Annotated in this window: 7 protein-coding genes; 5 read left to right on the top strand and 2 right to left on the bottom strand. The window is 71.5% G+C overall.

Going from position 1 to position 7901, the window contains the following annotated elements:
* Both CCN35_RS00410 and CCN35_RS00405 read right to left on the bottom strand, forming a co-directional pair.
* On the bottom strand, window positions 1–205 hold a 205-nt coding region (locus CCN35_RS00410), incomplete at its 3' end, for a hemerythrin domain-containing protein (RefSeq protein WP_143631331.1).
* Window positions 206–376: 171 nt separating this feature from the next.
* On the bottom strand, window positions 377–1438 hold the full coding sequence (locus CCN35_RS00405) for a PucR family transcriptional regulator (protein ID WP_086791136.1): 1062 nt from the start codon (window positions 1436–1438) through the stop codon (window positions 377–379).
* A 224-nt stretch (window positions 1439–1662) separates the two neighbouring features.
* Here CCN35_RS00405 and CCN35_RS00400 point away from each other — a divergent pair, with 224 nt between their 5' ends.
* The 5 genes from CCN35_RS00400 to CCN35_RS00380 form a co-directional block, all read left to right on the top strand.
* On the top strand, window positions 1663–2139 hold the full coding sequence (locus CCN35_RS00400; protein ID WP_067399744.1) for an SPW repeat protein: 477 nt from the start codon (window positions 1663–1665) through the stop codon (window positions 2137–2139).
* A 168-nt stretch (window positions 2140–2307) separates the two neighbouring features.
* Entirely contained in the window at window positions 2308–3762 is a 1455-nt protein-coding gene (locus CCN35_RS00395; RefSeq protein WP_067399740.1) for a glyceraldehyde-3-phosphate dehydrogenase, read from the top strand.
* 131 nt (window positions 3763–3893) lie between these two features.
* Window positions 3894–4370: a GNAT family N-acetyltransferase gene (locus CCN35_RS00390; RefSeq protein ID WP_067399737.1), complete on the top strand. Its 477-nt coding sequence runs from the start codon at window positions 3894–3896 to the stop codon at window positions 4368–4370.
* 112 nt (window positions 4371–4482) lie between these two features.
* The gene (locus tag CCN35_RS00385) at window positions 4483–6966 is read left to right on the top strand and encodes a SpoIIE family protein phosphatase (RefSeq protein WP_328587123.1); all 2484 of its coding nucleotides are present in this window, start codon (window positions 4483–4485) and stop codon (window positions 6964–6966) included.
* Window positions 6967–7038: 72 nt separating this feature from the next.
* Window positions 7039–7901, top strand: an 863-nt coding sequence (locus tag CCN35_RS00380; RefSeq protein WP_483883413.1) for a sensor histidine kinase, incomplete at its 3' end; no start/stop codon positions are given.

Here is a 7901-nt window from a genome sequence, read left to right as displayed (position 1 = left end):
CGTCGACCCTCTGCTCGCCGTCGGGAAGCACCTTCTTGGCCAGGGGGTAGAGCATCATCTCCTCGAGCGCCGCGTGCTGGGACAGCTCGCGGATCATCAGCTCGACCACGGCGCGCCGCTGGGTCCGGGAGGCCGCGGCCCGGTAGTCACGGAACAGCTGCTCCACCCTGCGGTGGTCGTGCTTCAACAACTCGATGGCGTCCATCGCGCCTTCCTCGTCCGGGGCGGTGACCTGCGGCGGGTCCAGGAGGCGTCCGCCCCGGGGCGGACGCCTCCTGGAAGAGTCAGTGGAGTGAACGGCAGGAGCCGTCCGGGGCAGCCGTGCGCGGGGAGGTCCCGGACGGCCGGCCGGGTGCCGCCGGCCGGCGGCGCCGCGTCACAGCTCGTTCTCCGGCCAGCCCAGCAGACGCGCACCGATCGTGGCGGTCTGGAGCGTGTAGCGGTGCATGGGGTCGGCGGGGTCGGCGCCGGTCAGTTTGCGGATGCGCTCCAGGCGGTAGGTGAAGGCGCGCACGCTGAGGTTGAGGCGGCGCGCGGCCTCGGCGGCCGTGCAGCCGGACTCGAAGTAGGCGGTCAGGGTGTCCAGGAGCGGCTGGGCCCCGCCGCGGGCGGCCTCCAGCGGTCCCAGGGTGTCGCGGACCAGGTCGGCCATGGCCTGCCGGTCGCGGGTCAGGACGGGATAGACCAGGAGGTCCGCGGCGCGCAGGACGGGCTCCTCCATCTCGAGCCGGTCGGCGAGTTCGAGCGCGTTGAGGGCCTCCTCGTAGGAGCGGACCACTCCCCCGGCGCCGGGATGGGTGCGTCCGATGGCGACCCGGCCGCCGTCGGTGGCGGCGTACGCCTGCTTGGCGAAGAACGTCAGGACGTCCTCCTGGTCGCCCGGGGCGATGCACACGAGCCGGCCGTCCTTGGTGGTCAGCAGGATGCGGCGCTCGCCGAACCGGGTGAACAGCGTGGTCTCGACGTGCCGTGTGGCCGGATGGGTGTCGTCGACGGGCCGGGCGCCCTGGGCGACCGCCACCGCGTGCGCGCGTGAGAACAGCAGCCCGTAGCGCTCGGCGCGTTCGGCCAGCCGTCCCAGGTCGCTGCGGCCGTAGAGCAGGTCGTCGATGAACTCGCGGCGGTCGGCCTCCTCCTGACGCATGGCGAGCCTCTGGGCCCGTTCGTGGCCCTCGGCGAACGCGTCGACGGCCTGCTCGACGGCGGCGAGGACCAGGTCGGTCCCGGCGTCCGTCAGCGCGGGGGCGACGGCCCTGGCCTCGGCCAGGTGCCGGAGGACGAGTTTCCGCAGGCTGTGGCCGGCCTCCGCGGCCCGCTCCCCCTGGGTGCGCAGCAGTTCCAGCTCGTCCCGGGTCAGGCGGCGGCCGGTGGCGCAGACCTCGGTCAGGATCCGGGTGTATCGCGCCAGGTACTCGTCGGGGAACTCCGCCCCTGTCACACACCCTCCCCGGATCTTGACGCGTCCTTGACGAAATCCTGACGTACCGCGGACGCGGTTGACAAATGACCGAGCACGCTCCGTGAGGGGAACCGACGGGAATCGGCGGGGATGTAGGCGCGATAAAAATCACGCAAGATGGTGCCAATGCAGACATTTAAGGGAAATCGGCGCTTAGAACCACAACACCAAACTCGCAATCTCATGGAGAGGAGACGGCAGCGATGTCGTATCCGCAACGCTCCGCCACCGGCTCCACCACCGGAACCGGAATGACCTCGCATCCCGAGATGGCCGAGATGCGCGAGCGCCTGGAGCGGACGGCCTCCAGCGGCCGGGCCATGGCCGTCGAGGGGCTCATCGTCCTGGCCGGTCTCTACGTCGCCATTTCGCCCTGGGCCGTGCACTTCGCCACGCAGCGCAACATCACGGTCAACAACCTGATCATCGGCCTCGCCATCGCCCTGATCGGGGCCGGTCTCACCATGGTTCCGGAGCGCACCTACCGCCTCGCGTGGGTCCTCGCCCCGCTCGGCCTCTGGCTGCTGATCTCCCCCTGGGTCGTGACCCAGACCCACAGCGCACGCGCGGGCATCGTCTGGAACAACTGCTGGATGGGCGCCCTGGTGGCCCTGCTGGGTCTCGCCGCCACGGCACTGACGCTCGGGGCCGCCCGCAACGGCCACGCCGCCCACCGGTGATGCCGTCGGCCCACCACTGACACATCCGTCCCGACAGCGGGTCGTACCGCCCCGATGCGGCGGTACGACCCGCTTGTCATGATCGACATCTCGTGTGGTTAGCATATGAGCGCCACTCTGCTCGAAAGATAGAGCCGCCCAGCTCGAAAGATCTCGAAAGATAGATCCGTGACTGTCAACGACGACTCGTTCACCAACTGGAAGAACCGCGAGGAGATCGCGGAGTCGATGATCCCGATGATCGGGAAACTGCACCGGGAGCGGGACGTCACCGTCCTGATTCACAGTCGTTCCCTGGTGAACAAGTCGGTGGTGAGCATCCTCAAGGCCCATCGGTTCGCCCGGCAGATCACCGGCGAGGAGCTGTCCGTCACCGAGACGCTCCCGTTCCTGAAGGCGCTCACCACACTGGATCTCGGACCGTCCCAGATCGACCTCGGGCTGCTCGTCGCGGCGTACCGCGACGACAACCGCGGCCTGTCGGTGGAGGAGTTCACCGCCGAGGCCGTCGCCGGCGCCACCGGCGCCAACAAGATCGAGCGCCGCGAGGGACGCGATGTCGTCCTCTACGGCTTCGGCCGCATCGGGCGGCTCCTGGCCCGGCTGCTCATCGAGAAGGCCGGCTCCGGCAACGGCCTGCGGCTGCGCGCCATCGTCGTGCGCAGAGGCAGCGGCCGGGCCTCCGAGGACCTCGTCAAGCGTGCCTCGCTGCTGCGCCGCGACTCCATCCACGGCCAGTTCCAGGGCACCATCACCGTCGACGAGGAGAACAGCACGATCCTCGCCAACGGCAACAGGATCAAGGTGATCTACGCCGACGACCCGGCGTCGGTGGACTACACGGCGTACGGCATCAAGAACGCCATCCTCATCGACAACACCGGCAAGTGGCGCGACCGCGAGGGCCTGTCCCAGCACCTGCGCCCCGGCATCGACAAGGTCGTCCTGACCGCGCCGGGCAAGGGCGACGTCCCCAACATCGTCCACGGCGTCAACCACGACACCATCAAGCCGGACGAGCGGATCCTGTCCTGCGCCTCCTGCACCACCAACGCGATCGTCCCGCCGCTGAAGGCGATGGACGACGAGTACGGCGTGCTGCGCGGCCACGTGGAGACCGTCCACTCGTTCACCAACGACCAGAACCTGCTGGACAACTACCACAAGGCAGACCGCCGCGGACGCTCCGCGCCGCTCAACATGGTCATCACCGAGACCGGTGCCGCCTCCGCCGTGGCCAAGGCGCTGCCCGACCTCAAGGCGAAGATCACCGGCAGCTCGATCCGCGTCCCCGTGCCGGACGTCTCGATCGCCATCCTCAACCTGCAGCTGGCGCGCGAGACCACCCGCGAGGAGGTCCTGGACTACCTCCGCAAGGTGTCGCTGACCTCCCCGCTCAAGCGGCAGATCGACTTCACCAGCGCCCCCGACGCGGTCTCCAGCGACTTCATCGGCTCGCGCCACGCCTCCATCGTGGACGCCGGCGCCACCAAGGTCGACGGCGACAACGCGATCCTCTACCTGTGGTACGACAACGAGTTCGGCTACTCCTGCCAGGTCATCCGGGTCGTGCAGTACATCTCCGGCGTGGAGTACCCGACCTATCCGGCGCCGACGTCCTGAGCCGGGTCACCGCCGAGCCCCCTGGCGGCCGGCCGCTTCCCGCGGCCGGCCGCCGCCCCGTTCCGCTCCCCGGCCGGTTCCGGTCCCACCCCGGCCGGTTCCGGCGGAACACGGCATGTGACACTGCGTGCATGATTCGTCCCGCGACTCCTGCCGATGTCCCCGTCATCCACACCCTGATCCGTGAGCTCGCCGAGTACGAGAAGGCGCTCGACGAGGTCCGGGCCACGCCCGAGCAGCTGGCCGAGGCGCTGTTCGGCGAGCACCCGGCGGTGTTCGCACACCTGGCGGAGGACGCCGACGGCGAGGTGGTGGGCTTCGCCCTGTGGTTCCTCAACTTCTCCACCTGGCGCGGGGTGCACGGCATCTACCTGGAGGACCTCTACGTCCGCCCGGAGGCCCGCGGCAACGGCCACGGCCGGGCGCTGCTGAGGGAACTGGCCCGTCTGTGCGTCGCCCGCGGCTATGCGCGCCTGGAGTGGTCGGTCCTGAACTGGAACGAGCCGGCGATCGGCTTCTACGAGTCCCTGGGCGCCCGCCCGCAGGACGAGTGGACGGTGTACCGGCTCACCGACGAGTCGCTGAAGGCGCTGGCGGCGGAGGCATAGCGGTTCTCCCCGCACGGCACGCGGGCCGTTCCCCCCGCGCCGACGTGGCCCGTTCTCCCCGAGCGGCGGAAGACCGCCGCCGATGGCAGGATGCCCGTAGGAGGTCCTGCCCGTGGACGAGAGCGAGAACATGGGCGTCAGCGGTGCGGCCGACCACACGTATCCGGGCGATCCGTTCGACATCAAGACCTCAGCAGTGGCGATCATCGACGCCGAGGGGCTGATCGCCTACTGGAGCCGGGGAGCCCAGGACCTGCTGGGTTACCCGGCCGATGATGTCGTGCAGCGTCCGGCCCGGCTGCTGTGGCCCGGCCGTGTCCCGACCGCCATGGTTTCCCGGCTGCGCCGGATCGACCGCGCCGGGGACGCGGTGATCGCCGTACGCCACCGTGCGGGCCACACCGTCCGGCTCGCCGTCCGTGTGTGCCCGCTGCTCGCCGCCGGCGGCTCGCGCGACTGGCTCGTCCTCGCCTGCGACGTCGCCGACCGGCACCGGCACGAGTGGTACGAGGCGGTCGTGCAGGGCCTGCTCGAACAGTCCCCCATCGGGGTCGCGGCGCTGGACACCCGGCTGCGGTACCGCTGGGTGAACCGCGCCCTGGCCGGAGTGGAGGGGCATCCGGTGGACACCACGAGCGTCGGCGACGCGGCCGGCGAGGCCGTGCCGGAGACGTCGCCGGTCGTCACCCGGCACGCCCGGCAGACCCTGATCTCCGGACAGTCCCAGGTCACCATCGAGCATGTGTCGCCCCGGCGCGGCCCGCCGCGCTCCCGGCTGCGCTCGTTCTTCCCGCTGCGCGACGGCACGGGACGGACGCTGGGCATCTGCTACGCCGCCCTGGACGTCACCGCCCAGGACCCGTCGCGCGAGCGGCTGCTGCTGCTGAACACGGCCAGTGAGCACATCGGGACCACGCTGGACCTCGACCGGACGGTCCAGGAGCTGGCGGAGGTCGTCGTCCCGCGGATCGCCGACTTCGTGGCCATCGACCTTCTGGACGTGGTGCAGACGGAACAGGGCCCGCCTGCCGCCTCCGTGCTCCGGCCGGCCGTCCTGCGGCACTCGGCCCATCTGTCGATCCAGGAGAACCAGCCCCGGATGCTCGCCGGGATCGGTGAGGCCGTCCAGTACCCCAGCGGGTCCCCGCAGCAGCTCTGCCTGGCCACCGGAAAGGCCGTGCGCCAGTCCGTCGGCCCGTCGACGCCCTGGCTCGCCGACACCCCCCTGCGGTGGACGGGGACGGACGGGTTCGACGCGCACACGCATCTGGTCGTGCCGCTGCGGGCCCGCGGCATCACGATGGGCGTGGTGACCCTGCTGCGCTGGAAGAATCCCGACGCGTTCACCGAGGACGACCAGCTGCTGGTGGAGGACGTGGTGGCGCGGGCCGCCGTGTGCGTCGACAACGCCCGGCGCTTCGCCCGGGAGCACCAGGCGGCGCTCACCCTCCAGACCAGCCTGCTGCCGTCCGCCCTGCCTCCGCTCAGCGCCGTCGAGGTGGCCTACCGCTATCTGCCGGCCGACACCGACTCGGGGGTGGGCGGGGACTGGTTCGACGTCATTCCGCTCTCCGGTGCCCGGGTCGCGCTGGTGGTGGGCGACGTGATCGGCCACGGCCTGCACGCGGCCGCCTCCATGGGGCGGCTGCGGGCCGCCGTGCAGACCCTGGCCGACCTGGACCTGTCCCCGGACGAGCTGCTGGCCCACGTCGACGACCTGGTCGTGCGTCTGTCGGAGGAGGCGGAGGCGTCCGACGAGGGACCGCCGGCGGTCGGCGCGACCTGCGTGTACGTCGTCTACGACCCCGTCTCCGGCACCATGTCCGTGGCCCGGGCCGGGCACCCCAGCCCCGCGATCGCCCATCTGGACGAGCCCGTGGAGTTCCCCGACATCCCCACCGGCCCGCTCCTCGGCATCGGCGGACTGCCGTTCGAGTCGGTGGAGATGCCGGTGGAGGAGGGCAGTGTCATCGCGCTCTACACCGACGGCCTCATCAGTGCCTCGGCCCAGGACGTCGACGTCGGCCTGGAACGGCTCTGCTTCACCCTGGCCCACCCCGACCGGCCGCTGGAGGAGATCTGCGACACCATGGTGCGCATCCTGCTGCCGGACCGGCCGCGCGACGACGTCGCCTTCCTCGTCGCCCGCACGCACATCCTGAGCCGCGACCGCGTGGCGTCCTGGGAGGTGCCCGTCGACCCGTCGGCCGTGCACAAGGTGCGCGACGACGTCAGCCACCAGCTGTCCCTGTGGGGGCTCGAGGAGGCCTCCTTCACCACGGAACTGATCGTCAGCGAACTGGTCACCAACGCCATCCGGCACGCCTGCGGCCCGATCGGCCTGCGTCTCATCCACGAACGCGTCCTGATCTGCGAGGTCTCCGACGGCGGCAGCACCTCTCCGCACCTCAGGCGCGCCCGCACCACGGACGAGGGAGGGCGGGGCCTGTTCCTGGTCGCCCAGCTCGCCCAGCGCTGGGGCACCCGGTACACGGACTCCGGCAAGACGATCTGGACGGAACAGCCCCTGCCCGGCCAGACCTCGCAGCCCCCGCGGTCCTCACCGTCCCTGCCTCCCGTCCCACCGGCCCCATGAGCCACGCTGCCGGAAGAAGGCGCCGCACCCGCCGTTCGCCCCGCGGGGAGACGAGGTGTTAGAACGGAGGGCATGGGCTCCTGTCCCCGCCGGCTCCCGCGGGGCGCGAAACCGCCGGCCGACGACCGGCGGCGGGCCTCCCCGGTCCACCGCCGTCCGAAGGCGCGGAGGGCACGAAGGCCCGAAAGGCGGGGTTCTCCGCCGTTCCGGTGGCTCGGCACGGTCGCCGCACAGATCTTCCTGCTTCAACTGGTCGTCGTCCTGGTGCTGGCCGCGGCGGGAGCCGCGGCCGTGGTGCTGCAGCGGCAGCACGACGGCGAGACCAGGGCCAGGAAGCAGGCACTGGCCGTCGCCGAGACCTTCGCCCTGGCACCCGGTACGGCGCTCGCCCTGGAGTCGCCCGACCCGGCGGTCCTGCTGCGGGTCCAGGCCAGGAAGGCACAGCTGAGCTCCGGCGCAGACTTCCTCTCCGTACTGACCCCCCAGGGACGCCCCGTGACCGATGCGGCACCGGAGTCGGCCGACGTGCCGGCCCGGGAGATCGGCCGGGCGCTGGAGGGCAGGACGTCCACCGGGACCTTCCCCGGCGGGCCGGCCGGCTCCGTGCGTGCGGTGGTGCCCGTCGTCGACGCGGACCGGCGCGTGGTCGGCGTCGTCACCGCGGGCGTCAGGATCCACAGCCCGGGCCGGGCGACGGGCCCGCAGGTTCCGATGGTCCTGGAGGCCGCCGCCCTGGCCGCGGTGCTGGCGGTCGGAGGCACCTTCCTCGTCGGCCGGCGGCTGCGCCGCCAGACCCGCGGTCTGGGTCCGGCCGAGATGGCCCGCATGTACGAGCACCACGACGCGGTGCTGCACGCGGTGCGCGAGGGCGTGCTGATCGTCGACGCCGACGGCCGGGTCCTGCTCGCCAACGACGAGGCCCGCCGGCTGCTGGA

Origin of the sequence: Streptomyces thermovulgaris (assembly GCF_002155915.1) — a bacterium.
GTDB lineage: Bacteria > Actinomycetota > Actinomycetes > Streptomycetales > Streptomycetaceae > Streptomyces > Streptomyces thermovulgaris.
The sequence above is the reverse complement of the archived record's forward strand: the minus strand, read 5'-3'. Positions and strand labels throughout refer to the sequence as shown.

Excerpts from the sequence above, each read along its gene's own strand:
- CCN35_RS00390 (WP_067399737.1), top strand. The coding sequence starts at position 3,894 with ATGATTCGTCCCGCGACTCCTGCCGATGTCCCCGTCATCCACACCCTG.
- CCN35_RS00400 (WP_067399744.1), top strand. The coding sequence starts at position 1,663 with ATGTCGTATCCGCAACGCTCCGCCACCGGCTCCACCACCGGAACCGGA.